The sequence below is a fragment of the Mycobacterium sp. genome, assembly GCF_019243155.1.
GTDB lineage: Bacteria > Actinomycetota > Actinomycetes > Mycobacteriales > Mycobacteriaceae > Mycobacterium.
In genome coordinates, this window is the sequence record NZ_JAFAUS010000233.1 from 1 (window position 1) to 2,377 (window position 2,377).

2 protein-coding genes are annotated in these 2,377 nt (G+C 64.8%); both read right to left on the bottom strand.

From position 1 onward, the window contains the following. On the bottom strand, positions 1-1,383 hold a 1,383-nt coding region (locus JOZ00_RS11570), incomplete at its 3' end, for a UPF0182 family protein (RefSeq protein ID WP_293343893.1). Between the two features lie 73 nt (positions 1,384-1,456). Then, positions 1,457-2,377: PDZ domain-containing protein (locus JOZ00_RS11575; RefSeq protein WP_293343894.1), on the bottom strand; the 921-nt coding region annotated here is incomplete at its 5' end.

Genomic DNA, 2,377 nt, shown 5'->3' on the forward strand with positions numbered 1-2,377 from the left:
ATTTTGGTTCGGGTCGTTCGCGATGCCGCGCACCGTGTTGGCCGGCGACGCGATGAATCCGTTGCCGTGGGTGTAGACGGTGTGCCGGTTGATCCAGTCACGTTGGTTGTCGATCAGCCGATCCGGATTGAGTTCGCGAGCGGCGACGACATAGTCACGCAAGGCACCGGTGCGGTCGTGGTAGCGGTCGATCGACAGCTGGTCCTGGAAGTAGTAGAAGTTCTTACCCTGCTGGAACTGGGTGAACGCCGGGCTGATGATCGTCGGGTCGAGCAACCGGATGTTGGAGGTGGTCGCGCGGTCGTCGGCGACCTGCTGGGCGGTGGCCTGAGCGTCCCCGTTGTACGTGCGATAGGTGACCTGGTCCGAGGTCAAACCGTAGGCCTGTCGCGTCGCGGCGATGCTGCGGCTGATGTATTCGCTTTCCTTCTGCGCGGCATTGGGTTTGACGCTGATCTGCTCGACGATCAACGGCCAGCCGGCACCCACGATCAGCGACGAGAGCAGCAGCAGAACCAGGCCGATGGCCGGAATGCGCAAGTCCCGCAACACGACCGCGGAGAACACCGCCGCTGCGCAGATGACCGCGATCGCCATCAGGATCAGTTTGGCCGGCAGTACGGCGTTGATGTCGGTATAGCCCGCGCCCGTGAAGGGCTTACCCGCCCGGGTGTGCGAGAGCAACTCGTAGCGGTCCAGCCAGTACGCGAGGGCCTTGAGCACCACCAACAGGCCGACCAGGGTGACCAGCTGAATGCGCGCCGATCGGCTCAGCGCGCCGGTGCGGCCGGAGAGCCGGATGCCGCCAAAGATGTAATGCGACAACAGATTGGCGATGAAGGCCAGGAACACCGCGACGAACATGTAGCTGAGCAGCAGGCGGTAGAACGGCAATTCGAAGGCGTAGAACCCGAGATCCTTGCCGAACTGCGGATCCCTGACGCCGAAGTCTCCCCCGTGCAGGAACAGCTGGATCCGCACCCAATAGCTCTGCGCGACGATGCCGGCCAGCAATCCGATCGCCACCGGGACGCCGGTGCCCACCAGTCGAAGGCGGGACAGGACGAGGGCACGGTAGCGCGCCACCGGGTCGTTGTCGTTGCTCGGCACGAAGACCGGGCGGGTGCGGTAGGCGACCGCGAGGCCGGCGAAAACGATGCCGCCCACCAGCAGGCCCGCCACCAGAAAGACCACGAAGCGGGTCACCAGCACGGTGGTGAACACCGAGCGGTAACCGAGCTCGCCGAACCACAGCCAGTCCACGTAGGCGTCGATCAACCGCGGCCCCGCGAGCAGCAGAGCGATCACGCCCAATGCGATCAGAATCAGAATCCGGCTACGCCGAGTCAGCTTCGGCATCCGTGCGGTGGGCCGCATCCCCACTGGCTACGCTCCCTGCTCGATTTCTAGACGCTGATAACTCTACGCATGCGCGCGATCGGTGATCTGAGGGTCGCTAACAGCTCGGCGCTTGGCCGCCCGACGTGATCGTGTGCAGCGCATCAACCGCCTGGCCGAGGGTGTCGACCTTCACCAACTTCATTCCGGAGGGATTGTCCGACGTCGCCTCGTAGCAGTTCTTCGCGGGCACCAGGAACACACTGGCGCCCGCCGCGTGCGCGGCGACCATCTTGTGCGTAATGCCGCCGATCTGGCCGACCTTGCCGTCGGCCGAGATGGTGCCGGTCCCCGCGATGAACTTCGATCCGGTCAGGTCGCCCGTGGTCAGCTTGTCGATGACGGCCAGGCTGAACATCAGGCCGGCCGACGGGCCGCCCACGTTGGCGAGATTGAAGTCCACGGTGAACGGCGCCCACGGCGCGTCGAGCACCGCGACTCCGAGAAAGCCGTAGTCGCGATCTTTGTTGGTGCCCAACGTTATTTGCGCGACGCCGGCCGGCTCATTCTTGCGGCGGTAATCGAGCGTCACGGTCTGGCCGGGCTTGGTGTTCTTCAGCAATCCGGTGAACTGGTCGACGTTGGCGACCGGGGTGCCGTTGACCGCGTCGATCGCGTCGCCGTCCTTCAGCTTGCCCGCGGAGGGACCGGGATCGGTCACCTTGGCCACCGTCACCGCGGCCGGGTATTTGAGGTAACCCAGCGCGGCATATTCGGCGCTGTCCTCGGATTGCTTGAAATCGGCGTTGTTGGCCTTGTCCACGTCCTCGCGCGACTTACCCGGCGGATAGATGAGGTCGCGCGGTATCAGCTGTTCCTGTCCGGAAAGCCAGAGCGTGAGCGCTTCGCCCAGCGTCAGGCCGTCGCGCTGGGACACCGTCGTCATATTGAGGTGGCCGGTCGTCGGATGTGTCAGCGTGCCCTCGATCGCGACCACCTGCTTGCCGTCGACTTCGCCGAGCGTGTCGAAGGTGGGCCC